Origin of the sequence: Streptococcus mitis, from assembly GCF_000960005.1 — a bacterium.
GTDB classification, from domain to species: Bacteria; Bacillota; Bacilli; order Lactobacillales; family Streptococcaceae; genus Streptococcus; species Streptococcus mitis_CK.
In genome coordinates this window covers 148,254-172,500 of sequence record NZ_JYGP01000003.1, presented here as the reverse complement: position 1 = coordinate 172,500, position 24,247 = coordinate 148,254, and the positions used below count along the sequence as shown (strand labels likewise).

Genomic DNA, 24,247 nt, shown 5'->3' with positions numbered 1-24,247 from the left:
AGGTATCCACAGCTTCGGTAAATTGTTTTAGCCCCGGTACATTTTCGGCGCAGGGTCACTCGACTAGTGAGCTATTACGCACTCTTTGAATGAATAGCTGCTTCTAAGCTAACATCCTAGTTGTCTGTGCAACCCCACATCCTTTTCCACTTAACAATTATTTTGGGACCTTAGCTGGTGGTCTGGGCTGTTTCCCTTTCGACTACGGATCTTAGCACTCGCAGTCTGACTGCCGACCATAATTCATTGGCATTCGGAGTTTATCTGAGATTGGTAATCCGGGATGGACCCCTCACCCAAACAGTGCTCTACCTCCAAGAATCTTTATGTCGACGCTAGCCCTAAAGCTATTTCGGAGAGAACCAGCTATCTCCAAGTTCGTTTGGAATTTCTCCGCTACCCACAAGTCATCCAAGCACTTTTCAACGTGCCCTGGTTCGGTCCTCCAGTGCGTCTTACCGCACCTTCAACCTGCTCATGGGTAGGTCACATGGTTTCGGGTCTACGTCATAATACTAATTCGCCCTATTCAGACTCGGTTTCCCTACGGCTCCGTCTCTTCAACTTAACCTCGCATCATAACGTAACTCGCCGGTTCATTCTACAAAAGGCACGCTCTCACCCATTAACGGGCTCGAACTTGTTGTAGGCACACGGTTTCAGGTTCTATTTCACTCCCCTCCCGGGGTGCTTTTCACCTTTCCCTCACGGTACTGGTTCACTATCGGTCACTAGGGAGTATTTAGGGTTGGGAGATGGTCCTCCCAGATTCCGACGGGATTTCACGTGTCCCGCCGTACTCAGGATACTGCTAGGTACAAAGACTATTTTAAATACGAGGCTATTACTCTCTTTGGCTGATCTTCCCAAATCATTCTTCTATAATCTTTGAGTCCACATTGCAGTCCTACAACCCCGAAGAGTAAACTCTTCGGTTTGCCCTCCTGCCGTTTCGCTCGCCGCTACTAAGGCAATCGCTTTTGCTTTCTCTTCCTGCAGCTACTTAGATGTTTCAGTTCACTGCGTCTTCCTCCTCACATCCTTAACAGATGCGGGTAACAGGTAGTACCTGTTGGGTTCCCCCATTCGGAAATCCCTGGATCATCGCTTACTTACAGCTACCCAAGGCATATCGTCGTTTGTCACGTCCTTCTTCGGCTCCTAGTGCCAAGGCATCCACCGTGCGCCCTTATTAACTTAACCTTATTTTTCTGACCTTTCAGTCATAAACTCTTATTAATACTACAGCGTTTTCGGTTTATTTTCTTGTTACTATTTGATATAGATATTCAATTTTCAATGTGCATTACTTGGTGATCTCTCACCAATGGAGCCTAGCGGGATCGAACCGCTGACCTCCTGCGTGCAAAGCAGGCGCTCTCCCAGCTGAGCTAAGGCCCCACAAGACCTCTCAAGACTAAACAAGACCAATGCGCAGTTCCTTTTCCTTAGAAAGGAGGTGATCCAGCCGCACCTTCCGATACGGCTACCTTGTTACGACTTCACCCCAATCATCTATCCCACCTTAGGCGGCTGGCTCCTTACGGTTACCTCACCGACTTCGGGTGTTACAAACTCTCGTGGTGTGACGGGCGGTGTGTACAAGGCCCGGGAACGTATTCACCGCGGCGTGCTGATCCGCGATTACTAGCGATTCCGACTTCATGTAGGCGAGTTGCAGCCTACAATCCGAACTGAGACTGGCTTTAAGAGATTAGCTTGCCGTCACCGGCTTGCGACTCGTTGTACCAGCCATTGTAGCACGTGTGTAGCCCAGGTCATAAGGGGCATGATGATTTGACGTCATCCCCACCTTCCTCCGGTTTATTACCGGCAGTCTCGCTAGAGTGCCCAACTGAATGATGGCAACTAACAATAGGGGTTGCGCTCGTTGCGGGACTTAACCCAACATCTCACGACACGAGCTGACGACAACCATGCACCACCTGTCACCTCTGTCCCGAAGGAAAGCTCTATCTCTAGAGCGGTCAGAGGGATGTCAAGACCTGGTAAGGTTCTTCGCGTTGCTTCGAATTAAACCACATGCTCCACCGCTTGTGCGGGCCCCCGTCAATTCCTTTGAGTTTCAACCTTGCGGTCGTACTCCCCAGGCGGAGTGCTTAATGCGTTAGCTACGGCACTAAACCCCGGAAAGGGTCTAACACCTAGCACTCATCGTTTACGGCGTGGACTACCAGGGTATCTAATCCTGTTTGCTCCCCACGCTTTCGAGCCTCAGCGTCAGTTACAAGCCAGAGAGCCGCTTTCGCCACCGGTGTTCCTCCATATATCTACGCATTTCACCGCTACACATGGAATTCCACTCTCCCCTCTTGCACTCAAGTTAAACAGTTTCCAAAGCGTACTATGGTTAAGCCACAGCCTTTAACTTCAGACTTATCTAACCGCCTGCGCTCGCTTTACGCCCAATAAATCCGGACAACGCTCGGGACCTACGTATTACCGCGGCTGCTGGCACGTAGTTAGCCGTCCCTTTCTGGTAAGATACCGTCACAGTGTGAACTTTCCACTCTCACACTCGTTCTTCTCTTACAACAGAGCTTTACGATCCGAAAACCTTCTTCACTCACGCGGCGTTGCTCGGTCAGACTTCCGTCCATTGCCGAAGATTCCCTACTGCTGCCTCCCGTAGGAGTCTGGGCCGTGTCTCAGTCCCAGTGTGGCCGATCACCCTCTCAGGTCGGCTATGTATCGTCGCCTTGGTGAGCCGTTACCCCACCAACTAGCTAATACAACGCAGGTCCATCTGGTAGTGATGCAATTGCACCTTTTAAGCAAATGTCATGCAACATCTACTATTATGCGGTATTAGCTATCGTTTCCAATAGTTATCCCCCGCTACCAGGCAGGTTACCTACGCGTTACTCACCCGTTCGCAACTCATCCAGAAGAGCAAGCTCCTCCTTCAGCGTTCTACTTGCATGTATTAGGCACGCCGCCAGCGTTCGTCCTGAGCCAGGATCAAACTCTCATTAAAAGTTTGAGTTCTCACTCATTTCTGTCACTGACAGATTTATTGTTTTTTCATTGTTCAGTACTACAACCTTAGTTGTAGTGCCCTGCACATTGGTTCGTCTTGTTCAGTTTTCAAAGGTCTTTGTCACTCGCTTCTCTCAAGCGACAACTATATTAGTATATCACAGTCGCTTTCGCTTGTCAACACTTTTTTGAAACTTTTTTAATCTTTTTTCATCAAGTGTTCCATCCGCAACATACCATAGTCCGTACGGGATTCGAACCCGTGTTACCGCCGTGAAAAGGCGGTGTCTTAACCCCTTGACCAACGGACCTGAGTTGTTTTCAACTCTTACTATTATACAGGCTTTTCAAACTTTGTCAACTACTTTTTTAAACTTTTTTAATTAATTTTACCACTGCTTCAGTTCGAGCGGTGTGTGGAAACATATCGATCGACTGGATATAATGAAGATCATAGACTTCTACTAAGCGTACCAAATCACGAGCTAAGGTTGAAACATTGCAAGAAATATAGACCATTTTTTCTGGTACATAGGTAAGAATTGTATCTAATAACTTGTCATCTAGACCTGTACGTGGTGGGTCTACGATCAGAGCATCTGCTCGGTAGCCTTCTTTATACCAGCGAGGGATAATCTCCTCTGCTGTTCCAGCTTCGTAATGTGTGTTGTCAAATCCCATTCTTTTAGCATTTCGCTTGGCATCTTCAATGGCTTCTGGAATAATATCCATACCTCTAAGTGTTTTAACTTTCTTTGCGAAGGCAAATCCAATCGTTCCAACTCCACAATAAGCGTCAATCAAATGGTCTTCTTTATCAACATCCAACGCCTTTACTGCCTCACTATAGAGGACTTCTGTTTGTTCAGGATTTAGTTGATAGAAAGCGCGAGGAGATAGTGAAAATTCATAATCAAGAACACCTTCTTGAATACTCTCTTGACCCCAGATAATCTCTGTCTTTTCTCCATAAATCTCACTGGTTTTAGCTGTATTTGTATTAACAGCTACTGTCACAATCTCTGAAAAATCTTTAACTAAATCTTTTACCAGCAGGGTTAAATTAAGCTGGCGATTTGTAACAATAATAATCTGAACCTGTCCAGTCTTTCTTGCTCGTCGGACCATAATAGTCCTAACTCCTAGAACTTTTCTCTCATCCGTGATTGGAATCTGATGATAAGTAAGTAATTCTGCTAGACGATTAGCAATCACTTGGGTTCCCTTGTCTTGTACCAGGCAGTCTTTCAACTCTACTAAATAGTGAGAGTTTTGTGCATATAAGCCCGCCTTGACCTGATTCTTAAATTTTCGAGTCTGAAATTGTAACTTAGCACGGTAGTACTTTGGTTCCTGCATACCAATCGTCGGGCGGATTTCATAATTTTCATATCCTGCAGGAGCAAATTTTTTCAGCGCTTGATGAAGTAAGTCCGTCTTGAACTCTAGCTGCTTATCATAATGCAGGTGCATGATTTGGCAGCCTCCACATTCATTATAAATAGTACAAGCTGGCACAACTCGGAATTTAGACTTCTTATTAACCTTTAGTAATTTTGCTTCAACAAAGTTACGTTTAATAGAAGTAATCTGACAATAGATATCTTCTCCTTTGAGAGCACCAGGCACAAAGACTAAGGTTTTTTGATAAAAGCCGATTCCCTCACCATTAATTCCCATGCGCTTGATTTTTAATGGTATTTTTTGTTTCACTTTCAGATTCATACCCCTATCTTATCACATTTTGAGTTATTCCGCTACCGCTTGATTTTTATATTTCATTAGTAAGTAAAGGCCTTGATATTCCTGATTTTCTTTAAAATCATATTTCCTTATATTTTCTTTAAATTCTTTAAAAGTTCCTAAAAATGTTCACAAAAAAAGCCCCATAAAGGAGCCACTATACTATATGATGAGTTCAGCAGGCAAGAAACTAGCACGGTCAAACGTGCTTTTTTTATTACCTATCACCATTATACCATATATCACCAACCTATATATTCTAAAATCTAAAAGCCCCTAGATTCATTTCTAAGGGTTTCTAGTTGATTCATGGAGTTCTATATGATGAAGCCCTAAAACGGGGCGTCCTAGACTCCAGTTATTCAGCTGATGGCTACTTATATGCTTCTAGTTCTCCGTTCTGGTGGATTCTAGCAAAGTTTAAGACAGCTATCTGTTTGTATCTATGATAATTAGTGGATTTTGTCCCAGCAATTTCTAAACATTCACTTACTGTTTTCTTCCTCATGTAACAATAATGGATAATAAAGTATTTTCTGGCTCGCTTGTTCTCTATCTTATTGATATCATGGACAAATGTTTCTAGACTCTCTCTGATTGCCTTTTTATGCTTACTAGTCAAATTCCACTGATCAGGTAGGACAAGTTTCCAAGCCTCTTCATCTATTGTAACTTGGTTTTCACTTCCTGCCATCCTCTGGAATCTCAGAAAGTAGGTCATCCTCTTTCTACTTTAAATTACAAGGGAAAAGCTTAATTTCTTCTACTAAATATCTTCCTTCTTCAAAACTAATCTTTTTCTGATAAATTGGAAGGTTTTTATCCCCTTTTTGTCTGAAGTGCTCCGACTTGGAAAAAGTTCCCTTCACCGGTTCCCAAAGTATTCAAAAAATTTTTTTCAACGTGGGGGGAGTCAATATCCTTTCAGTTCTATAAATCTTTTAGCGATTACTTTTCTTCGACTATTTATATAACGAGTACTTTTACTTAGTTTCTCTGCCACGTCTTCCCAAGTCACACCAGCTTCTAAAAATCTCATTTTAAAGATGACTAGATCAGTATCAATCAGATTCTCCATCAAGGTATCTACAATTAATTTAAAACCTTCCAGATATCTTAAGGTTAAATCTTCTTCAATTCTAATTATAGTATCTTCAGTAGGACTTGAAACTTTCTTGCCCTGAGATCTAATATACGTTTCATTCCCATGTTTCTTGTTATGTATCAACTCTTGTCTTCTCAAGTAAATTTTATTAGCAATCGTTCTATATCGCCCTAACTCGATATCTATCCCGTCCAGGTCTCTGTTACTCAGTTCATACATAGTCAAGTACCTCCACTTCAATTTTAAAATTTTCTTATCTTGCATTCTGTCAAACTGACAAAAGCTTAAAAGCCTTTCAACACTCCACTTACCAGGTATCATTGTTTTAAGTTTGACAACTCTTCAATATGACAATTTAAAGAAGTATCCCTCTAATTTATTCCCCAGTTTCTCTTATCTTACATTCTGTGAAACTCACTCCATTCTATAACTTACTGATATACATGGCTTCCAAGCCTATACTCTGTTTTAGTTTATGCTTTCTTCATTTTGTGAAACTAATTTACTGAAATTAAAAACAAGGCCATTTTTGATATAGCTATCAATTTCTTGATATTCAAATTAGCCTTGTTTCTAATGAATTACTCTTTACCTAAATACTCTTTAATCTCACGATATTCCTTAGAAAAATTCATATGCCCACTGATATCAGGATTTAAGAACGGAAGAATACTTGTTGGATTTACTTCTGTCCGATATACTGCAAGAGAATGCTCCTGAGTTATTTCTCCAACTACTTCTTTATGTATTTCTTCTACATCTTTCTTTAGTGATTGAATTTCATCGTAGGCATCTAAAATTATTCTAAGTTTCTTCTGGTAACGTTTATAGATTTTCTTTTCTTCAGCTCTTCGTTTAGTCTCTTTAAAGATATATTCAAATATCGCTGCCTTTGCCTCCCAGAAATTAGTATCATACTCTTTCTCTAAAAGATCGATTGATTCACTCATTTTAGCAATTTGTTCTAAGGAAGTAGCATTATCCTCAAAAAAAGAATCAATATTATCAAATGAAACCTTCTTCTCTCCAGTAATTGTTTTTCTTTTTTCTTCCAACTTTGTTCTTGCTTTTGCAATCTTATCTTTTTTATCATCAAGATTTTCTAATGTTGATAATACTTCTCTAATATCCATCCCCTATCTCCTAATTCCATTTTATAAAGAAAGCGCAATCCGTTTCAATTTTCTTCACAACGAAACGAGTATAAAGCATTAAACTCATTCCATAAATAACGGATTCACTTACCCAACGTAAGCTATTTTTATTTCTTTCAAATAAAGTAGCGAAATTGTACAAATCCCCAACGAAAGCAACTTTATCGCCTTTTACTCCTAGTACTTCATCAGATACAACAATAACATCATCAACGTATAAGTTTTCTGAGTATTGTTCCTTCTTGTTAATTTTTAAAATATAATTTCCATCGCTAGATTTCTCTTTATCTAAAAACTTAAATAGTGACTGACTTAATACAAGAGTATTATGACGTTCAGGATTCAAATCGTTTATGGTGTCTTTCAATTCGTCAAAATTAGAAACATTTTTTTCAGGTGCTTCTTTTAGAATTTTTCCAATTTCAATATTACGTGTTTTACGACAAAGACGGGTAATTTTGTTACTTAAGAAGTCTGATATATTATATTCTCCATCATCAACTTGTTCAGACGATAAGGCAATACGGCCTGAAAATGTCTTGTGTTCAAACTTGGTTCTAATCTGTTTTTTTCTAAGTTCTACACTTTTACTATCTCTAAACTCTTCTGATTCAAGTTCTGATAGATGTTCATCGTCAAAACCTACAGTTTCATATGTTCCACCAGTACCCGTGTGCTCAATCACATTAACAAGATCCACTAATTCTTTTCCTTCTTCAGGAACGTCATAGATACTTGTTATATCTTGTGATAATATTAAACCTGTTTTTGATTTTTCATCATCAATACTCATTCCTCTACTTCTTACATACTTTTCTACCAAACTAAATTTTTTAGCCATTTTATACTCCTTTATCTCTTTATTGCTCCTCGTTGTTTATAATTTTTTCTAAAGTTCTTAGCTCTTAGCTTTTCTTTTAGAACTCTACGAGCTTTTAAAATCATTTTTTCTAGCTGTTGATTCTTTATTTTTGTCAGCATATTTTTCTAGTATTTCTTGTTTCCGTTGTTCTAAGCTATTATCTTCTTTTTTACACTGAGAAAATATTTTCTGTCTTTTATCTGGATCCATAGAAAACTTATTGGCTACTATATACCCTAAAGAAGTATCTCTTGCCATAACACTCACCCCCTTTCTATGCAAACAAAAAGGGCATACCACTAGCATCATATGCTTACGGTATGCCCCTGAGTTGTTCTCAATAGACTTATTTTTTAGTTTCTTTTTTGACTAGATGAGTAAATTTCCCATCTGAGTAGACTAAAGTTATCTCTCCAAATCTTGGAACTTTTTCTATCTCTATTATACCACATTTTTCGTAGACAATAAAGCCTTTTTCTGTTGAAAATTTCATTTCATCCATATCTATTAACCTTTCTCTCCTCTCACTGTGTTAATCGTATATCGCTTATCTTTGATCGTAAAAGCCTTGAAAGTGTTCCCTTCTAAACCTTTCAAAATTCTACTTGAATTTCTAGCATTGTAAACAGTCCGCAGTTCACTACTATCTAGGTTCGTGTTGAAAATCGTAGTTTCTCGATTGTTGATAATATCAAACAAGAAATCCTGTTCCCAGTCACTCTTAGGAGTGATTGTTCCATTTTTTGCTCCAAGGTCATCAATGATTAGAAAATCAACGTCAACCAGCTTTTTAACCGCCTCATACTCTGTTAAGTTTGCATTTCTTCCATAAGCCCAACCTTCTTTTATCTGCTTGATAATCTCGGTTAAGCTGACAAACAATACGCTCTTAGGCTCGTTCTTCTCTCTGAAACTCTCATTGATTTCTTTGGCCAGGGCAAGCGATAAGTGACTTTTTCCTATTCCTGTGCTACCGCTGATTAAAGTATTTCCCGTCATACCTGCAAGGTATTTCTGGGCTTGCCCCTTTACAAACTCTAACATCTGACATTCCTCTGTAGTCTTAACAAAGAAATTATCAAATGTCGCTCCCTTTAACTCTTTAGGAATTGTACTATCACGCATTAAGACATCATAAGTTTTAAAATACGTTTGTCTATCATCAAACCTCTGTAATAGGTCTTTCTCTTTTTGTTTAATATCCCCCTTCACACACTCCGGGCAAAATGGTTGTATTTTTCTTTCTGAACTCCCTACTACAGGTATAGAAATTTCCCAGTAATTTACCTGATGAATATCACAAACTTTATCTGATATTTTTCTGTTATTAAATTCTTTAAATTGTTCCTTCATCCTTGCAACTCCTAAAATGGTAGGTCTGGGAAGTTATCTTCAGACTTCCCTCTTATTGTTTTAGGCTTTTGATTCAAATAACCGTCAAACTTAGATCCGAAAAGTGTTTCAGGTCTCAGATATTTAGAAAATTCAGGACTATCCTTCCACTCTGCCGTTTTAATATCTATCACCTGTTTAAAATCTTCAAGTGTATAGCCTTCTTTGAATCGTGCCATTATCGGCTTCAAATTTTTGTCCAAATATTTATAATTTTTCCCAACTGTATGGTTCAAATATGCCAGAGGTATTCTGATTAAATACTTTTCAGAACGTCCTTTGGTTACCTCATCAATCATACTAGAAGTTAGCCATTTAGGAAATACAAAGTCAGGTTTACCTGACAATATATATTCTTTATATAACTCTTTATCTTTATCTATCTCTATCTCTATCTCTGTTGGACATGAGTTGGAAAAAGTCTCTTTACTTTGGACATTCTCCAATTTTGGTATATCTTGACTATTTTTTCTTTGGTCTCGCTTGTATTTTGCCCAGTTTGTTTCACTCTCAACCATGGCTTTTGCTTGTGATAATGTAGCATGGCCATCATCATCGATCTGAATTAGTCCGCATTTTGTAAAATATGCAACTGTCATATTTATATCATCTTCAGAAACATCTAGTTTTAAAGCTAATTCCTGTACCAAACTATCAAAATATCCTTCATAGTACAAAATACAATCATCTTCTAAACTTTCCAACATAAGACGGATATAAATCACTGTCATAGTGTAGCCACCAGGCATATTTTTAAGTCGTTTTATAAAAAGATTATCAAAAAACTTCTTGTCAACTTTTAACCAAAAATATATTTTAGTCTTTGCCATCATCTACCCCCAGGAACTTCAAAATATCCGTAACTTTGTAATAGACTTTTCTAGTATCTTCTAGTGGTGGTTGGTAGCGTCTTAGTCCTGCACCTTCCCACTTTTGCAAGGTTTTGTATTTTATATCTAACTCGTCCATAGCTTCTTGTGCTGATATTAAACCAGTTAGTCGTGGTTTAGGTCTTTCTCGGACTGCTAGATAGTTTTCTACTACTGTGCTTATTCTATTGGTTAAATCGTGTTCGCTTTCTTTACTCAAACTAAACATATCCTTCCACCCCTTTCAGTGTTAAATTCATTCTATTCCTCATTTTCTAGGCTGGTTTATGGGTTCGGAAGGTTATTTGGTCACTTAATGCCCTAAATAACATATCTTCCTGATCATTTAAAATCATCTCAATAGTTTTACAAACTTTATGTCTTAAGTTTGTATCCGAAAGTTGATTATCTAATACTCCGAAAATTGCTGATAGATTTTCTATGTTCTCTATACGCTTAACTATAAAAGCCTCTATTGTTAAGCCTTGCTCATCTAATTTCTCTTTAGTATATAAATGTACTCTATAAGTCATTTGATATCTCCTTGTTTATTAACACCTGCAAGCTGGATATATCGCCCATAATCAGGGTTTAAATCCTCGCTAGTTGTTTCTATCGTCTGTTGGTTTTCTCGCTCTATTTTGGCGTTTTTTTCGCGGTCTCGGTGGTTTAAATAAATCAGCAAGCCAATCAATACCACCATGAAGATTACCGCCTGTGTATTGCTTAAATCTAGTTCATTCATGCTATGCCCTCGCTTGGTAATTCTTGATATAATTCACTTGATAGCTGTGCTCCATCTTCAGAAAGTCGTACACCTCTTCTGGAGTTACTTTATCATCTAAAAAGTCAATGATGAACTGAAAGAGGTTCGGATGTCTATCCTTGATTTTAGTCATTCGGTTGTAAAATTCTGATTGTGTCATTGCATTGCCTCTTCAAATTTTTCTACAAGACAATCTTTATTTACTTGTCGGGTCCCATTTTTAGAGTTAACAAGAATATCCTTCAAGGTTATAGTAGCCTCTAAATACTCCTTTTCAGCATATTCTATATACGCCTGTTGCTCTGTTGCATTGTCAAAAAAATGCTTGGCTTGGCGTTTAAAGAATGCTTGTCGCATAGCATCCAATTCAAAAATACCAGGGCTGAAAAAGATTCCCGTAGTTCTTTTAGAGATCGCTTTGATTTTATGACTGTCATTCAATTCAGGAAGTTCAATCCAAAGTAAGCGGTGTAAATCTTCTTTGATAGCTTTTAATTGTCCTGATAAGAGTCCTATTCTTAAAAAATCATTGTTTTCGTCTGCTTGGTGTAATTCCATACTAATTCTATCCAAGCTTTTAGCGATAATATCGTATGTTGTTTCTGTCATAGTCTGTTTTCCCTTTTTCCTATATTGGATTGTTTCACCACTCCAAACGCTGGGCGATTGCCCCTAGTTGGCGAACGCTTGTAGTGATGTTTCGTGGGTAATCACCCTCATTTTTGCTAAACAAGTGCTTAGAATCTCCGTGTCAGCACTTGATTTCAAAACCTTATCTAATTGCTTGCCTGCTCTTCGGTTTTTCTTTAGGTATTTGATAGAATAGATATTTTTTGCTATAATCAGAGTATAGAAAAAATTTCTATATCCTTAATCTTATCGCTTGCTCTCCTCGGTCAAAATTTGAGCAAGTGATTTTTTTATTTTCTTTTTGCATGATTACTACCCGACTGTGGTTTATAAAGCAAGTCTTTACTTTCGATAAGATCCAGAATCCAGCTGAACCCCTGCTCCACCGTTTCAAGAAATGCGCCCAGGTCTTCACTGTCCAAATCCTCGTAGTTCATACAAAGATATTCGGCTAGTTGTCTGTCTTTCTCAACCAGCTTTTTAAAATCCTTGGGATACTTGGGAATTTCTAACCCCTTGGCATTTGTAACTGTCTTAAATTCATTTTCCATTTTCTATACTCCTATACTTTAAAAATTAGTTCTTTAATTTCTGAATACCCCCTATTCAAATTAATCATAGCTATAACCATATCTTCCAAGCGCTGATAGTTTGCCAGTTCTACACTTGTCAAACCATCAATACCGTTCTTACTTTCTCGCTCCTTCATGAGTTGCGCTTTATTCTTCCCTGTCACTCCCTTCAGTAGTAAGTTTGTCAGGGTACTATAAGCATACTTGGGAGCTTTCTCCCATGTTTGAATAGCTTCGGTTAAGCTTTTACGCTTTGGCTTTTCCAGTTCTCTCTGTAGTTGTCGCTTGGAAAGTTCGTCACGCATTTCAAAGAATGCTTTGACTAGGTTCATTTTGAATTGCCGTACAGGTTCAGTATTCTTTAGATAAGTGATCAGCAAGGTAGCTTGTTGCTCATTCAGAAGATAGATTTTTTTCGGTTGCCCTCTCTTATCTAATTTATGGATTTTAAATCCAAGTATTCCCAACGCTTCAAAATCAGCTTTATTGTCTCTGACTAAGCGTGTAATAGTATGGTGCTGTACTTCAGCACATTCAGCGATAATCTCGCTCGTAGTATACGGCTCTTTCTTGCCGTCCATGTAAACCAGTTCCATTGGTTCGCTCCTTTCTATTCTTTCGTATCTAGAAATTCATCCAGCGTAACGCCCAAATAACTAGATACTTTTTTTAACGTATCAAGACTTGGATTCTTTGCACGTTCATAGTACAAAGCCGTTAAGGTGCTTTTTGAAATTCCCGTAGCCTCTGCAACGTCAGAGGTTTTTTTGCGTTGCTTTGCCAAAATAACACGCATATTATTTTTCAACACCCAACCCTCCTTTATCGATTGTTGTTATATTTTAGCATACTCGCTAACAATAAACATGATACACTAATCTAAAACATTTGTCAATAGTCTGTTATATTTTTTTGTATATTGTGTTTTTTTGCGCTTTAAGTTATAATTTAGACACGGAGGAAATTATAATGATAAAAACAAATTTCGCAGTCCTCATGGCTGAACGAGGCTTAAAAATAGCAGATGTTTATGAAGAGACCGGTATTTCAAAAACCACTCTAATGGCCTTAGCAGAAAACACTGGTAAAGGCGTTCAATTTGAAACAGTTGACAAACTATGTAATTACCTTGGAATTGAATTAAAAGATTTCTTTATTTATGTTCCATATATTTGGGAAATGTATTTTAAAGAAAATGATGAAGAAAAAAACCTTGACTACGTAGTGATAAAGTTAAAAACCAAAAATACTGAAAAAGATTATTTTCTAACCCTTTGGTATCGTCATCCAAAAAACTATGATTTCCCACTTGACGATGACAGTTTCAAACTTTGGCTCTCAATTGATTTAGAACAAAGCGTTGCGTATGATGAAGAAGATTTTTTTAATTTTCTATCCGGTTTGCCCATATCAATGAAAACCGCGTTTTACTCTCAGTTATTAGAGGTAATAAAAAATAATGTATTTCAAGTCAATAATAAAATAAATGTGTTTTGTGACTACTTAGAATGTACTGGAGAATTTGAAGATGGGCTAGAAACTATCACTGTACAAAAGGGTGATAAAATATATTTGTCTTTTTTTAGCGACGAATTAAAACGAGAAACCGAAAAAGAACTAGAGAATACTAAAACTTTAACTTTATAAAATAACAAAATTAGACTTTGTATATAAGCACATTTAATAGCAAACCTTAGCTTTAAAATCGGTACTTTCGGACTCTAAAAATATTAAAGCGTGTAATTTCTCAAGCTTAAAGCCCATAAAAGCCCCATATCCGCCAATAGATACTCTATCCCATAGGTCTATTGTAAAAAATATGGGATATCGCACTAAATCTTTTATCAGAAAAACATCAGCATATAGGAGGCTACTTATGAAAAAATTACTAGGTACATCAGCTATTTTACTTTCTGCTACCGTTCTAGTAGCTTGCTCTAACAATCAATCAACTACTAAAGATAGCTCGGAGCAACCAAAAACGGAGCAAAAAAATACTACTTCAACAAACACAAAAGCCAAAGTAGATAACAGTAAATACGGTGATTTAATTTCTGAAATCAAATCAAAATTAGATCCTGAATCAACTGGCGCAATAAACGTAAAAATTCAGAATAACGTAATCGATTCAGATTCATCCGAACCGCATGATACAATCATGATTTTGCTAACTGGAACGGCTAAAGATAGCGCAAAAGAGACTATGGACGCAATCAATTCAAATTCTGCTACAACTAATCAGCAAAATGCAATTACCGTATTTCGTATGTCTATATCTGAGTTTGCTAAAAAATTACCAGACGACAATACTACTCTTTCCCTTGGGTATGAAAAATCTGCTGATCAATACGACTTAATCGCAAAATCTTCAAAACAAAAAGATTTTATCCCTGTTGGAGAACTCATCGTAAATTAAAAAACTCCCCCATATTCGCCAATAGCAACCCTATTTCTACGGTCTATTGTGCAAAAACAGGGGAAATTGAAGAATAGAAAGCCAATTTTACAGACTAAAGCTCAAAAAACGGCAAAATTGACAAATAGAAATGACTAATATCTTCTAAACCATCGGCGAAGTCGTGGGCATATATAGAGAGAATTAAAATGAACAAAGAAAATCCATATTTTGAACAAACCAAACAAAACTACATAGAAGTTGAAAAACTCTATAAACTTGGTAAAGCAAAACATACATCTTCTAAATACCGATTTCTTGCACCAGCAGTTAAAAGACAATCTGAACAATTCTTATTTGAAGCTAAGACTCAAAAAAGAAAATATTGGAAATTCAGTCGTGGCTCTCTGATATTCGTAGAGTTCGGTGTAAATATAGGCGGAGAATTATCAAATAATCATTGGGCTATTGTCTTAGACAAAGTAGATAGTCCCTATAAAAAAACACTTACAGTAATTCCTCTAACATCTAAAAATCAAATAGATACTGTACTCATAGACGAAGTCATTGCGGAATATCCTTCTATTTTGCTTGATGAATATATTGAAAAATTACACAAAGAATTATTTGCCTACCTAAAATATTTAGATTCCAATAATGCAATTACTGAAGCTGCCTTATCGGATGTCTACCAAGCTTATACAGAACAATTTTCAAACGAAATAATTCAACCTAAGATAATAGACGATGATAACCTTAAACGGACACAATCAGAAATAAATGACGTTATTGAATTAACTCAATACTACAAAAAATACATTAAGCGTTCTTATGCCAAGTGTAATAACCTTCAAACAATCAGCAAAGATAGAATTTTAAAGAAAAATAGATTAGATCCAATCGGAAAAATGAAAGTATCTGATAACACATTGGACAAAATTAACGAAAAGTTAAAAGAATTATACCTTTTCTAATCTCTTGACATTTTTTAATAATTATATTACAATACAGCTATTAGGAGTTTAGCTCCATAAAGTTTACATTTGGATTTTAGATCCATAACGTGATAGTAGCCGTATTTGATACGGCTACTTTTCTTTTTATATTCTAGTAAACATAACTTAAAATAAAAAACTCCCCCATATTCACCAATAGCAACCCTATTTCTACGGTCTATTGTGCAAAAATGGAGGAAATTGAAGAATAGAAAACCAATTTTACAGACTAAAGTGCAAAAAACGGAAAAATTGACAAATAGAAAGGAGAATCATGGACTACGAAACAACACGGAAGGGACAGTTTTAGGACGAAAAAAGGCGAACTTATTCGCTAATTTGTTTACATATAGCTCCAAATGGATTATAATTTATTTAATCTTAATGAATGGTTGCAGTAGCGACCTACCAAAAGGGGCTTTTAACGAAGCTCCTTTTGTGCATTATTTTGAGGTTTAATCAATGAAACCATTTCTAATTGCTTGCCTGCTGATTGACATCTATTAGACTTTAATCTATAATTAAGTTACTTAGAGGTTTACCCTCATATTTTTAAACTTTGAGCCTCAGCGCTCCAGGGAAGTAGCTTAGTTGTTACTTCCTTTTTATTTTCTAAATAAAACTCTTGAAATACTGAGGCTTTTTCAAACCTCATATAAGCCCCATATCCGCCTTGTTTCCTATTCTGGTAACAATTTATCGTCTGACTGCTTAAAATCGAAAATAAGGGGGTTTTCGTAGCCCCTCGCATGGTATAAACTCAAAACCTTTTCTAATTGCTTGCCTGCTGATGGAAAAGGAGTAAGACCATGAAGATTACAGAGTACAAAAAGAAAGATGGATCAGTAGTTTACCGTTCCAGCGTTTATCTTGGCATCGATACCGTAACAGGTAAGAAAGTCAAGACAACTATTTCAGACAGAACTAAGAACAGGCTCAAAAGCAAGGCTATCCAAGCCAAGGTAGAGTTTGAAAAAAACGGCTCAACAGTCACAAAAGCCATTAACGTTACCACCTATCAGGAATTGACGGAACTCTGGCTAGAAAATTATTGCCATACAGTCAAACATAGCACTCTTATAGGGGCAAAAAACAACATAAAAAAGTATCTCCTACCAGCCTTTGGAGACTACAAACTAGATAAACTAACGCCCCCAATCATCCAGCACCAGGTAAACCAGTGGGCAATAGATTACAATCAACTAGGAAAAGGTTATCAGCAATATAATCAACTCCATGCCTTAAATAAACGCATATTATCCTATGCCGTTTCCTTGCAAGTCATTGCTTCAAATCCAGCTAGTGATATCATCGTCCCACGTCGCAAACCCAAAGAAGGGCAAAAACTGAAATATCTGGATGACGACAATTTGAAAAAATTCTTAGATTATCTGGATCAGTTGCCAAACACTTATAAAAATTTCTCCGATACGGTGTTATATAAGACACTTCTAGCGACTGGTTTGCGTATTCGTGAATGTCTAGCCTTGAAATGGTCTGATATTGACCTACAAAACGGTAGCATTTCAGTTACCAAGACTTTGAACACCCTAAAAGAAATCACTAGCCCTAAAAGTAAAAGTAGTATCAGAGAAATAGCACTTGATACCAAAACGGTACTCATGCTACGGCTCTATAAAGCAAGACAATCCCAAATAGGTAGGGAGATAGGGATGACTTTTGAAAAAGTGTTCTCTGATACTTTTGACAACTATAGAGAAGCTGGAGCGCTCAGATTCAGATTAGAAAAGCATTTAAAACTGGCTGGTTGTCCTCGTTTGAGTTTCCACGCTTTCCGACACACTCACGCTAGTCTACTGCTCAATGCAGGACTGCCTTACAAAGAAATCCAAACACGGCTAGGCCATGCAAAACTTTCTATGACTATGGACATTTATAGCCACCTATCTAAAGACAATAAGAAAAAGGCAACTTCCTTTTATGAAAAAGCCATTGAAAATCTACAAAGTTCCTAAAAAGTTCTTAAAATTTATCATCAAGGGACAAAAAACGGCTATATCAAGGGGGGGCAGCTTTTTCTCACATTTTGAGTTATAATAGAACTATGAAAATCACAAAACTTGAAAAGAAAAAAAGACTCTATCTGATGGAGCTTGATAATGACAATAAATGCTATATTACTGAAGATACAATTGTTCGTTTTATGTTATCAAGAGATAAGGTGATAAGCGAAGAGGAATTAAAAGAGATACAGGACTTTGCCCAATTTTCTTATGGTAAAAATCTGGCTCTCTACCACCTATCCTTTAAAGCACGCACTGAAAAAGAGATTAGAGAATATCTGAAAAAATACGATATTGATGAAAACATAGCTTCTCAAGTCATTGCTAATCTTAAAGAAGATAATTGGATTAATGATGGCCAGTACGCTTATGCTATCATCAATGCCAATCAACTTTCAGGAGACAAGGGACCTTATGTACTGACTCAGAAACTAGCACAAAGGGGGATTTCAAAATCTACTATAGAAGAGAACTTGAAAGAATTTGATTTTTCGGAAGTTGCTCAACGTGTAGCGAATAAACTATTGAAAAAATATGAGGGAAAGCTTCCAACTCGTGCCTTGCAAGATAAGATCATCCAAAATCTGACCAACAAGGGCTTCTCTTACTCTGATGCTAAAAGTGCCTTTGACGAATTGGATAGTCAAGTTGATGGAGAAACGATTCAGGAACTCATCTTCAAGGAACTTGACAAGCAATATGCTAAGTATGCTCGCAAATATGAAGGATACGAACTTAAACAGCGTTTAACCCAAGTTTTAGCACGAAAGGGCTATGATTTTTCGGATATAGCAAGCGCTCTCGGAGAATATCTTTAATATTTTCATGTAAAATTCACAGATTTTAGGTAATTTTATGGTACAATAGTAAACGATAAACTTATAAATTGTAGAAAGTTGGTTAGTTATGAAGCTTCCAAAAGAAGGCGACTTTATTACAATTCAAAGTTATAAGCATGATGGGAGTCTCCACCGAACTTGGCGGGACACCATGGTACTAAAAACAACAGAAAACGCCATTATTGGTGTCAACGATCATACACTTGTTACCGAAAGTGATGGTCGTCGTTGGGTTACTCGAGAACCGGCTATTGTTTACTTTCACAAGAAATATTGGTTTAATATCATTGCCATGATTCGTGATAATGGAATTTCCTACTATTGCAATATGGCTAGCCCCTACTATCTGGATGAAGAAGCATTGAAGTATATTGATTACGATTTGGATGTTAAAATTTTTACAGATGGGGAAAAGCGTCTTTTGGACGTTGAGGAGTATGAGCGTCACAAACGCAAAATGAATTATTCTGATGATTTGGACTATATTCTAAAAGAACATGTCAAAATTCTTGTTGATTGGATTAACAATGGACGTGGTCCTTTCTCAGAAGCCTATGTAAACATTTGGTACAAGCGCTATGTAGAACTAAAGAATCGGTAAAGTTGTCAAAGGTCAGGAACAAAATCCTGACCTTGTTTTTTTTGATAGTGTAAAATAAGTTGTGTAGACACAAAAAAAGGAATAAATCTATTATAGTAGAGTTACAACACATTACTAGAAAGAGATTTATGCAGAATTCGCGAAATATATAAAACAAATAGACATACTGATATTTTTTAATATCTTTGTTCATTGTAAATTTACAATAAACTTATATCGTTTAATACAAAAAATACGAAGATGATTAGTATAAAAAAATACAGGTCAACTTCGTATCAAATAATTTATTTTTTGTATTTCCACCTAACATCAATCATTTAGTACAACATTTTAAAAATAATATCTTTACAGAGAAAATGCTATTTAATCTACCAACTCATTTAATCGTTTTTTAAAATATAACGCAATACTTTTAGACTCAATAAACTCAAAATATTTTATGACATTGTCCATTTGTTTAATTCCAGATTCTTTAGATTCAGTCAGATATATTTTATATCCTTCTACAAATTTGAATGTAGATTTTTCAAAAACTTTTGTGTCATCTTTTAATAATTTCTTTAATTTCATTTCAAAGTAGTCTGCATATATTAGATGTGAATTTTCAAGGCAACAGAACCAAAAATTTAAACAAGCTGACACAACTAAATTTCTATTCTTGCCGATTTTTTCGTAATAATGTGTACGCTCTAGTATTTCTTTTCCAACCCTGTAAATATAATCTATTTCAAAAAGATGATATAAATTACCAATCAGCGTTATCTCATAGGACTCCCATCGTTCCTTCTGGAATAAATAGTCATATACTAAATTTAGATCTTCTCTACTAACTACATAATTACAATCTATCTGATTTAATAATCCCTGAACCATAATTGTATTTATTTTATGAGTTTTTTCCCCACTCTTCTCAAAAAATTTTTGTTGCTCATTTTTTATTTCCTCCAATCCTTTAGTATTCAAACTATAAAAATTCGGAGATAAATTAACCAAAAAATCATCAAGCTCCGTTCTTTTATAATGTTCTAGGTGATTACAAAAATTCTCTATCGAAACATTGATATTTGATAATAATTTAAAGAACGTTGAAAGAGAAATTTCATTTTCTCCTCTTTCAAATCTAGAAAGTTGAGATTTTGATATAGAATCAGCTGCAGCATACTCTAAAGAATATCCGTTTAATTTTCTAAAATATCGAAAAGCTTCTCCATAATTTTTCACAATTTCGTTCCCTTAACTTTCTTTTCTAGCGATAAACATACCATATTCTTTAGGAATGATCAACATACCATTATTAAACTCACTTTCCAATCTTTTACGTATTATTTCCTCTTCTAGTGAGCCTATTTCTGAAATTCCTTTAAACGATTGGATGTATTTAACTAGGTCATCTATACTAGTTACCTGTAACTCATCATCATAGAGTAATGTATCGACAGAGTTAAAATACCTACTCAGGTACCTTTTACCATTTTGTAAAGTAAACGTTTTATTTTCTAAATCTTGATTAACCTCATCTTTAAATAAACTTGCCAAATAATTTACAACTCCATTTTCACCAAATGTAGCACAGTAAAAAATTCCTCCGGTTTTTAAGACCCTATTTACCTCAGAGAGAGCTTTAGGAATATCATTCACATGATGTAAAAGCATATTAGCAATAACAATATCAAACGTTTCATTCTCAAAAGAAATCTTTTGAATATCCATTATCTCATAGTTGACATTGTCTCTATTTCCAATCACTGAATTCGTTGATTTTACCATATCTTTAGAAAAATCTGTAACAACCAACTGCTTCATTTTATCTATAGAATCACTATTACTTTTCCACAGTTCTCCTGTACCACATCCCAATTCTAGAACCTTTACTTCATCAGTGATTTGGTAGTTAGAAAATATCCAATTATTAAATCCCAATTTATTTTTTGAATACTTCTTATGTAATTCTACTCGAATATCAAGATTATCATGACTTTTATATTGTTCAATTACTTTATCAATCATTTTAAATGACCTCCACTCTATAATTTGACATTATATCACAAGAATAAAGATAGTGTTAAATAAGTTGTATAAATGCAAAAAAGGAATATTCCGTTATAGCAACGTTGTAACACATTTCTATAAAGAAATTTATTCCTAAGACTCAGTTTAGCATGCTTAACTTCCTAACTCAAAAACAAAGCACCGATTAATTTATCCGTTCTTCTTTTGAAACAGATTTGAACTGATAATTGCTCGTTTTAATTTAAAAAGCTCTTTTGAGCAAAACTTAATTTTTTTAAGAGTCCAAGGCTTGTTGAAGACTCACAAGCCTTGGACTAGAAATTCAAAGATTGGTCCAGCAATTTCTGTCTATCGCTTTTCTACTAGCAAAAAACCTACCTTGAGACAAGTTTTCATTTATATATCTAATTTTGTAACTGTAAATTTGATATGGGAATAGTCTTTTTCAACGTCCTTATCCAGTAAGAAAGCCGTGGCGTCCTTCTTAACCTGAACCAAATCAATATTCTGAGCCTGGGCTGCATAGACGCATCCACAATAACATTGACGGTAGATGTCATACTCTTCACACATCTCTACTGAACGTTTGTAGCCTTGATTTTTCTTGAAATCACTTGGAAGATAATGGGTTGTATAAATTTTTTGCACATCGATTCCGATGCTGTTAATGGTTTGAGAATTCTTATGAGGACTGATGGTCAAGGCTGAGCCAAAGTAGTCAAATCCCAAGTCCATAGCCACTTGAGCTGTCTTATCCAATCGGTAGTCAAAGCAAACCTTGCAACGGTCGCCTCCTTCAGGCTCTTCTTCCAAACCTCGAACCAGTTTACGATATTCGTTAGGTTCATAAGGGGCTTCTAGGTATTGAACGTTATTGCCAGTTCGCTCATTGAAATCACTGACAAACTTTTTAGTCACATAGGCACGCTTATGGTATTCTGCCTTGGGATGGATATTAGAATTGGCAAAATAGATGGTCACATCTGCATACTTGGTCAAATATTCGAGGGTATAGGTACTGCAAGGGGCACAGCAAACATGCATGAGAATGGTTGGCCGTTGCTCATTTTTCTCCCATACTTGTACCATCTTCTGCATGACACGGTCATAATTAATCTTCTGATTAGGGTTCATCTTGCTCAGAATTTCTTCTACATCGATCATGTTCTTCTCCTTTTTCTAGTCTTATTTTATCATATAAGTTAGGAGAGCTCAAATCAATTTAGAAGTGAATATCATAAAAAGGAGGAATAGGCATTCCCTCCTTTTGTGTTTTTTATAAGTTTCTTTCTGAAAGCTTACATCATCCCACCCATCATGCTTGGATCCATTGCTGGAGTTGGGGCCAGTGGTTCTGGTTTATTGGCTACGACTGCTTCTGTTGTCAAAATCAAGCTGGCTACAGATGCCGCATTTTGTAGGGCTGAACGACTCACTTTAACTGGGTCGATAATCCCTTGATCAATCATGTTAACCCATTCGCCAGTTGCTGCGTTAAAACCTGTACCAAGCTCGGCATTTTTCAAACGATCGATAACGATTGAACCTTCGAATCCTGCATTGTGGGCAATTTGACGGACTGGTTCTTCCAATGCACGGAGAACAATATTGCGGCCTGTTGCTTCGTCTCCTGTCAATTCCAAATCAGCCACGGCTGGGATAACATTTACAAGGGCTGTTCCACCACCTGCAACGATACCTTCTTCAACAGCTGCACGAGTAGCGTTGAGGGCATCTTCAATGCGGAGTTTCATTTCTTTCAACTCAGTTTCAGTTGCAGCTCCGACCTTGATGACTGCTACACCACCTGATAATTTTGCCAAGCGTTCTTGCAATTTTTCACGGTCAAATTCAGAAGTTGTGGTTTCGATTTGAGACTTGATAACTGCAACACGGTGAGAAATCGCTTCAGGATTCCCAGCACCTTCTACGATAACAGTGCTATCTTTGTCCACAGTTACTCTCGCTGCTTGACCAAGCGCCTCAATTGTCGCATCTTTCAACTCAAGACCAAGGTCTTCTGTGATAACTGTTCCGCCTGTCAAGATGGCAATGTCTTCAAGCATGGCTTTGCGACGGTCACCAAAACCAGGTGCCTTAACTGCTACCACGTTGAAGGTTCCACGAATCTTGTTCAAAACAAGAGTTGGAAGGGCTTCGCCATCCACATCATCCGCAATAATCAAGAGTGGACGATTGCTTTGGAGAATACTTTCTAGGAGTGGCAAGATTTCTTGGATATTTGAAATCTTCTTATCAGTAATCAAAATGTATGGATTTTCAAGATCAGCTACCATTTTTTCGCTATCTGTTACCATATACTGTGAAAGATAACCACGGTCAAACTGCATTCCTTCTACGACTTCAAGCTCTGTTTCCATACCACGTGACTCTTCGATAGTGATGACTCCGTCTTTGCCAACCTTTTCCATGGCTTCAGAGATGTATTCGCCTACTTTTTCGGAACGAGAAGATACGGCTGCAACCTGAGCGATAGCTTCTTTGTTGGCAACAGGGATGGCGTTGTTTTTCAAAGCTTCAACTGCTGCGGCAACTGCTGTTTCAATCCCACGACGAATACCGATTGGATTTGCACCTGCTGTGACGTTTTTGATTCCTTCACGGACGATTGCTTGGGTCAAAACAGTTGCAGTTGTAGTCCCATCACCTGCAATATCATTGGTTTTTGAAGCTACTTCTGATACCAATTTGGCACCCATATTTTCAAAATGGTCTTCCAATTCGATTTCTTTGGCAATAGTTACACCGTCATTGGTGATCAAGGGTGAACCAAATGATTTTTCAAGAACGACATTACGACCTTTTGGTCCCAAGGTTACTTTAACAGTGTCTGCAAGGATATCGACACCACGGACCATAGCTGAACGGGCATCTGATGAAAATTTAATTTCTTTTGACATACTTACTTTCTCCTTCTATTCTTCAATGATAGCCAAGATGTTAGCTTCGCCTACGATGATATACTTTTCATCGCCATCTTTGACATCAAGACCTGCGTGAGCTTCAACTAAGACACGGTCTCCAGCTTTAACACTTGGAGCAACTAAGTCACCGTTCAAGGTACGAACACCTTGTCCAGTAGCCACTACTGTAGCTGTTTTCGTTTCTTCTTGGGCTGATTTTGCGAGGACAAAGCCTCCAACAGTTTGTTCTTTTTCTTCAATTTTCAAGACCACACGGTCTCCTAATGGTTTCAACATCTGATTTCCTCCATAATGAGATAGATAGTATTAGCACTCTTTATACCTGAGTGCTAATTTATAGTTCTA

Annotated in this window: 28 protein-coding genes, 2 tRNA genes and 2 rRNA genes (1 of these 32 running past the window's edge); 6 read left to right on the top strand and 26 right to left on the bottom strand. The window is 36.9% G+C overall.

The annotated features are described in order from the left end of the window. The 21 genes from TZ90_RS09670 to TZ90_RS09575 form a co-directional block, all read right to left on the bottom strand. Positions 1 to 1,203: ribosomal RNA gene (locus TZ90_RS09670) — 23S ribosomal RNA — on the bottom strand; it reaches 1,698 nt to the left of the window's first position. Between the two features lie 125 nt (positions 1,204 to 1,328). Next, positions 1,329 to 1,401: transfer RNA gene (locus TZ90_RS09665), tRNA-Ala, on the bottom strand. Positions 1,402 to 1,452: 51 nt separating this feature from the next. After that, positions 1,453 to 2,998, bottom strand: a 16S ribosomal RNA gene (locus tag TZ90_RS09660). Together the 16S and 23S rRNA genes with 2 tRNA genes alongside form the textbook arrangement of a ribosomal RNA operon. Before the next feature lie 241 nt (positions 2,999 to 3,239). Beyond that, positions 3,240 to 3,311 (bottom strand) — tRNA-Glu (locus TZ90_RS09655). A gap of 58 nt (positions 3,312 to 3,369) precedes the next feature. After that, positions 3,370 to 4,725: a 23S rRNA (uracil(1939)-C(5))-methyltransferase RlmD gene (rlmD, locus tag TZ90_RS09650; RefSeq protein ID WP_001050280.1), complete on the bottom strand. Its 1,356-nt coding sequence runs from the start codon at positions 4,723 to 4,725 to the stop codon at positions 3,370 to 3,372. A gap of 391 nt (positions 4,726 to 5,116) precedes the next feature. Beyond that, positions 5,117 to 5,437, bottom strand: a complete 321-nt coding sequence (locus tag TZ90_RS09645) for a transcriptional regulator (RefSeq protein WP_235285537.1) — start codon at positions 5,435 to 5,437, stop codon at positions 5,117 to 5,119. Between the two features lie 219 nt (positions 5,438 to 5,656). After that, positions 5,657 to 6,067, bottom strand: coding sequence for a DUF722 domain-containing protein (locus tag TZ90_RS09640; protein WP_045612853.1), 411 nt, complete (start codon positions 6,065 to 6,067; stop codon positions 5,657 to 5,659). 362 nt (positions 6,068 to 6,429) lie between these two features. Further along, entirely contained in the window at positions 6,430 to 6,981 is a 552-nt protein-coding gene (locus TZ90_RS09635; protein WP_045612843.1) for a hypothetical protein, read from the bottom strand. Between the two features lie 10 nt (positions 6,982 to 6,991). Next, positions 6,992 to 7,858: a phage major capsid protein gene (locus tag TZ90_RS09630; protein WP_338060567.1), complete on the bottom strand. Its 867-nt coding sequence runs from the start codon at positions 7,856 to 7,858 to the stop codon at positions 6,992 to 6,994. 69 nt (positions 7,859 to 7,927) lie between these two features. Next, complete coding sequence (locus TZ90_RS09625) at positions 7,928 to 8,122, bottom strand: hypothetical protein (protein ID WP_000090304.1); 195 nt, start codon at positions 8,120 to 8,122, stop codon at positions 7,928 to 7,930. An 88-nt stretch (positions 8,123 to 8,210) separates the two neighbouring features. Then, the gene (locus TZ90_RS10390; RefSeq protein WP_000344069.1) at positions 8,211 to 8,366 is read right to left on the bottom strand and encodes a hypothetical protein; all 156 of its coding nucleotides are present in this window, start codon (positions 8,364 to 8,366) and stop codon (positions 8,211 to 8,213) included. A gap of 5 nt (positions 8,367 to 8,371) precedes the next feature. Further along, a complete protein-coding gene (locus TZ90_RS09620; protein ID WP_045612841.1) occupies positions 8,372 to 9,217 on the bottom strand; it encodes an ATP-binding protein in 846 nt (281 codons plus the stop codon). An 11-nt stretch (positions 9,218 to 9,228) separates the two neighbouring features. Continuing rightward, positions 9,229 to 10,086, bottom strand: coding sequence for a conserved phage C-terminal domain-containing protein (locus tag TZ90_RS09615; RefSeq protein ID WP_045612840.1), 858 nt, complete (start codon positions 10,084 to 10,086; stop codon positions 9,229 to 9,231). Continuing rightward, on the bottom strand, positions 10,073 to 10,354 hold the full coding sequence (locus tag TZ90_RS09610) for a hypothetical protein (protein WP_000492116.1): 282 nt from the start codon (positions 10,352 to 10,354) through the stop codon (positions 10,073 to 10,075). Before TZ90_RS09610 ends, TZ90_RS09615 begins: the two co-directional genes overlap by 14 nt. 46 nt (positions 10,355 to 10,400) lie before the next feature. Continuing rightward, complete coding sequence (locus TZ90_RS09605) at positions 10,401 to 10,658, bottom strand: hypothetical protein (RefSeq protein WP_045612839.1); 258 nt, start codon at positions 10,656 to 10,658, stop codon at positions 10,401 to 10,403. Further along, positions 10,655 to 10,870 carry a hypothetical protein gene (locus TZ90_RS09600; RefSeq protein WP_045612838.1) on the bottom strand — a complete coding sequence of 72 codons (216 nt, stop codon included), beginning with the start codon at positions 10,868 to 10,870 and terminating at the stop codon, positions 10,655 to 10,657. Before TZ90_RS09600 ends, TZ90_RS09605 begins: the two co-directional genes overlap by 4 nt. A 1-nt stretch (position 10,871) precedes the next feature. Further along, positions 10,872 to 11,051 (bottom strand): hypothetical protein, encoded by a 180-nt coding sequence (locus tag TZ90_RS09595; RefSeq protein WP_045612837.1) that lies wholly within the window; start codon positions 11,049 to 11,051, stop codon positions 10,872 to 10,874. After that, positions 11,048 to 11,500: a hypothetical protein gene (locus tag TZ90_RS09590; protein ID WP_045612836.1), complete on the bottom strand. Its 453-nt coding sequence runs from the start codon at positions 11,498 to 11,500 to the stop codon at positions 11,048 to 11,050. The genes TZ90_RS09595 and TZ90_RS09590 overlap by 4 nt, the downstream gene beginning before the upstream one ends. Positions 11,501 to 11,811: 311 nt before the next feature. Then, positions 11,812 to 12,072, bottom strand: a complete 261-nt coding sequence (locus tag TZ90_RS09585; RefSeq protein ID WP_045612835.1) for a hypothetical protein — start codon at positions 12,070 to 12,072, stop codon at positions 11,812 to 11,814. An 11-nt stretch (positions 12,073 to 12,083) separates the two neighbouring features. Then, positions 12,084 to 12,689, bottom strand: a complete 606-nt coding sequence (locus tag TZ90_RS09580) for a Rha family transcriptional regulator (RefSeq protein ID WP_045612834.1) — start codon at positions 12,687 to 12,689, stop codon at positions 12,084 to 12,086. A gap of 14 nt (positions 12,690 to 12,703) precedes the next feature. Continuing rightward, complete coding sequence (locus TZ90_RS09575) at positions 12,704 to 12,901, bottom strand: helix-turn-helix domain-containing protein (RefSeq protein WP_045612852.1); 198 nt, start codon at positions 12,899 to 12,901, stop codon at positions 12,704 to 12,706. Positions 12,902 to 13,062: 161 nt separating this feature from the next. Between TZ90_RS09575 and TZ90_RS09570 the strand changes: the two genes are divergently transcribed. The 6 genes from TZ90_RS09570 to ntdP all read left to right on the top strand — a co-directional run bounded on the left by TZ90_RS09570 (position 13,063) and on the right by ntdP (position 18,947). Then, complete coding sequence (locus TZ90_RS09570) at positions 13,063 to 13,740, top strand: helix-turn-helix domain-containing protein (RefSeq protein WP_045612833.1); 678 nt, start codon at positions 13,063 to 13,065, stop codon at positions 13,738 to 13,740. Between the two features lie 229 nt (positions 13,741 to 13,969). Continuing rightward, a complete protein-coding gene (locus tag TZ90_RS09565) occupies positions 13,970 to 14,509 on the top strand; it encodes a hypothetical protein (RefSeq protein WP_045612832.1) in 540 nt (179 codons plus the stop codon). A gap of 188 nt (positions 14,510 to 14,697) precedes the next feature. Further along, the gene (locus TZ90_RS09560) at positions 14,698 to 15,462 is read left to right on the top strand and encodes a type II toxin-antitoxin system PemK/MazF family toxin (RefSeq protein WP_045612831.1); all 765 of its coding nucleotides are present in this window, start codon (positions 14,698 to 14,700) and stop codon (positions 15,460 to 15,462) included. Positions 15,463 to 16,292: 830 nt separating this feature from the next. Continuing rightward, positions 16,293 to 17,459, top strand: coding sequence for a tyrosine-type recombinase/integrase (locus TZ90_RS09545; RefSeq protein WP_045612828.1), 1,167 nt, complete (start codon positions 16,293 to 16,295; stop codon positions 17,457 to 17,459). Positions 17,460 to 17,548: 89 nt separating this feature from the next. Next, positions 17,549 to 18,325: a recombination regulator RecX gene (gene recX / locus TZ90_RS09540; RefSeq protein WP_045612827.1), complete on the top strand. Its 777-nt coding sequence runs from the start codon at positions 17,549 to 17,551 to the stop codon at positions 18,323 to 18,325. A gap of 88 nt (positions 18,326 to 18,413) precedes the next feature. Further along, positions 18,414 to 18,947, top strand: a complete 534-nt coding sequence (gene ntdP / locus TZ90_RS09535; RefSeq protein ID WP_000775316.1) for a nucleoside tri-diphosphate phosphatase — start codon at positions 18,414 to 18,416, stop codon at positions 18,945 to 18,947. 363 nt (positions 18,948 to 19,310) lie between these two features. On the opposite strand, the gene TZ90_RS10120 is transcribed toward ntdP, so the two are convergent. The 5 genes from TZ90_RS10120 to groES form a co-directional block, all read right to left on the bottom strand. Beyond that, positions 19,311 to 20,168, bottom strand: a complete 858-nt coding sequence (locus TZ90_RS10120; RefSeq protein ID WP_080890786.1) for an Rgg/GadR/MutR family transcriptional regulator — start codon at positions 20,166 to 20,168, stop codon at positions 19,311 to 19,313. A gap of 12 nt (positions 20,169 to 20,180) precedes the next feature. Continuing rightward, the gene (locus TZ90_RS09520; RefSeq protein ID WP_045612826.1) at positions 20,181 to 20,954 is read right to left on the bottom strand and encodes a class I SAM-dependent methyltransferase; all 774 of its coding nucleotides are present in this window, start codon (positions 20,952 to 20,954) and stop codon (positions 20,181 to 20,183) included. Positions 20,955 to 21,353: 399 nt separating this feature from the next. Beyond that, positions 21,354 to 22,121 carry an epoxyqueuosine reductase QueH gene (locus TZ90_RS09515; protein ID WP_020900987.1) on the bottom strand — a complete coding sequence of 256 codons (768 nt, stop codon included), beginning with the start codon at positions 22,119 to 22,121 and terminating at the stop codon, positions 21,354 to 21,356. Positions 22,122 to 22,255: 134 nt separating this feature from the next. After that, on the bottom strand, positions 22,256 to 23,878 hold the full coding sequence (gene groL, locus TZ90_RS09510) for a chaperonin GroEL (protein ID WP_045612825.1): 1,623 nt from the start codon (positions 23,876 to 23,878) through the stop codon (positions 22,256 to 22,258). Between the two features lie 15 nt (positions 23,879 to 23,893). Beyond that, positions 23,894 to 24,178 carry a co-chaperone GroES gene (gene groES / locus TZ90_RS09505; protein ID WP_000917335.1) on the bottom strand — a complete coding sequence of 95 codons (285 nt, stop codon included), beginning with the start codon at positions 24,176 to 24,178 and terminating at the stop codon, positions 23,894 to 23,896. Positions 24,179 to 24,247: the final 69 nt, after the last annotated feature.

Excerpts from the sequence above, each read along its gene's own strand:
- rlmD (WP_001050280.1), bottom strand. The coding sequence starts at position 4,725 with ATGAATCTGAAAGTGAAACAAAAAATACCATTAAAAATCAAGCGCATG.
- TZ90_RS09645 (WP_235285537.1), bottom strand. The coding sequence starts at position 5,437 with ATGGCAGGAAGTGAAAACCAAGTTACAATAGATGAAGAGGCTTGGAAA.
- TZ90_RS09640 (WP_045612853.1), bottom strand. The coding sequence starts at position 6,067 with ATGTATGAACTGAGTAACAGAGACCTGGACGGGATAGATATCGAGTTA.
- TZ90_RS09635 (WP_045612843.1), bottom strand. The coding sequence starts at position 6,981 with ATGGATATTAGAGAAGTATTATCAACATTAGAAAATCTTGATGATAAA.
- TZ90_RS09625 (WP_000090304.1), bottom strand. The coding sequence starts at position 8,122 with ATGGCAAGAGATACTTCTTTAGGGTATATAGTAGCCAATAAGTTTTCT.
- TZ90_RS10390 (WP_000344069.1), bottom strand. The coding sequence starts at position 8,366 with ATGGATGAAATGAAATTTTCAACAGAAAAAGGCTTTATTGTCTACGAA.
- TZ90_RS09620 (WP_045612841.1), bottom strand. The coding sequence starts at position 9,217 with ATGAAGGAACAATTTAAAGAATTTAATAACAGAAAAATATCAGATAAA.
- TZ90_RS09615 (WP_045612840.1), bottom strand. The coding sequence starts at position 10,086 with ATGGCAAAGACTAAAATATATTTTTGGTTAAAAGTTGACAAGAAGTTT.
- TZ90_RS09610 (WP_000492116.1), bottom strand. The coding sequence starts at position 10,354 with ATGTTTAGTTTGAGTAAAGAAAGCGAACACGATTTAACCAATAGAATA.
- TZ90_RS09605 (WP_045612839.1), bottom strand. The coding sequence starts at position 10,658 with ATGACTTATAGAGTACATTTATATACTAAAGAGAAATTAGATGAGCAA.
- TZ90_RS09600 (WP_045612838.1), bottom strand. The coding sequence starts at position 10,870 with ATGAATGAACTAGATTTAAGCAATACACAGGCGGTAATCTTCATGGTG.
- TZ90_RS09595 (WP_045612837.1), bottom strand. The coding sequence starts at position 11,051 with ATGACACAATCAGAATTTTACAACCGAATGACTAAAATCAAGGATAGA.
- TZ90_RS09590 (WP_045612836.1), bottom strand. The coding sequence starts at position 11,500 with ATGACAGAAACAACATACGATATTATCGCTAAAAGCTTGGATAGAATT.
- TZ90_RS09585 (WP_045612835.1), bottom strand. The coding sequence starts at position 12,072 with ATGGAAAATGAATTTAAGACAGTTACAAATGCCAAGGGGTTAGAAATT.
- TZ90_RS09580 (WP_045612834.1), bottom strand. The coding sequence starts at position 12,689 with ATGGAACTGGTTTACATGGACGGCAAGAAAGAGCCGTATACTACGAGC.
- TZ90_RS09570 (WP_045612833.1), top strand. The coding sequence starts at position 13,063 with ATGATAAAAACAAATTTCGCAGTCCTCATGGCTGAACGAGGCTTAAAA.
- TZ90_RS09565 (WP_045612832.1), top strand. The coding sequence starts at position 13,970 with ATGAAAAAATTACTAGGTACATCAGCTATTTTACTTTCTGCTACCGTT.
- TZ90_RS09560 (WP_045612831.1), top strand. The coding sequence starts at position 14,698 with ATGAACAAAGAAAATCCATATTTTGAACAAACCAAACAAAACTACATA.
- TZ90_RS09545 (WP_045612828.1), top strand. The coding sequence starts at position 16,293 with ATGAAGATTACAGAGTACAAAAAGAAAGATGGATCAGTAGTTTACCGT.
- recX (WP_045612827.1), top strand. The coding sequence starts at position 17,549 with ATGAAAATCACAAAACTTGAAAAGAAAAAAAGACTCTATCTGATGGAG.
- ntdP (WP_000775316.1), top strand. The coding sequence starts at position 18,414 with ATGAAGCTTCCAAAAGAAGGCGACTTTATTACAATTCAAAGTTATAAG.
- TZ90_RS09520 (WP_045612826.1), bottom strand. The coding sequence starts at position 20,954 with ATGATTGATAAAGTAATTGAACAATATAAAAGTCATGATAATCTTGAT.
- TZ90_RS09515 (WP_020900987.1), bottom strand. The coding sequence starts at position 22,121 with ATGATCGATGTAGAAGAAATTCTGAGCAAGATGAACCCTAATCAGAAG.
- groL (WP_045612825.1), bottom strand. The coding sequence starts at position 23,878 with ATGTCAAAAGAAATTAAATTTTCATCAGATGCCCGTTCAGCTATGGTC.
- groES (WP_000917335.1), bottom strand. The coding sequence starts at position 24,178 with ATGTTGAAACCATTAGGAGACCGTGTGGTCTTGAAAATTGAAGAAAAA.